Here is a 504-nt window from a genome sequence, read left to right as displayed (position 1 = left end):
ATATTCTGTAGCAGAAAAGCCCATCTTTTTATACAAAGGAGCATATTCAGAAAGGTTATCAAACATTTCGTTTGAGAAGTTTAAGCCATTTTGTGCGCCCCACGCCATTAAATCAAACGCTTCTTTAGAGCTTGTACCGAAACCCTTCATAACGTTTGATCCAGCTCGTGTAACTTCATTTACATCAGCTTCAAACACTTCAGCAAGAGTTAAAGAATCTTTAGTGACTTGCTTCAAATCGCCACTGTTCAATCCTTTAATATTCTGGCGTACTTGAATGAGTCCATTACGGACTTCTGCCATATCCTCACCAAAGCCCTCTTTCCACAGGCTCTGTGTGATACCATTTAATTTCTTAGCTTCATCACCTGTTACGCCTAATTGTCCTTGAATCCGTTTCTGTGAACTGTCCACATCACTAGCAAGCTTTAGCATTTCATATCCACCTGCTGCAGCTCCTGCAACAAGCCCAGCTTTAATAGCACCTCGCATGCCTTCCATTCG

Annotated in this window: 1 protein-coding gene; it reads right to left on the bottom strand. The window is 41.7% G+C overall.

Annotated features, from left to right (window positions below; translation table 11 throughout):
• The coding region (locus AC1DWA_RS33250; protein WP_477917720.1) for a phage tail tape measure protein at nt 1–504 on the bottom strand (504 nt) is incomplete at both ends.

This window comes from Rhodococcus sp. P4_F3_2 (assembly GCF_056401335.1).
The sequence above is the reverse complement of the archived record's forward strand: the minus strand, read 5'-3'. Positions and strand labels throughout refer to the sequence as shown.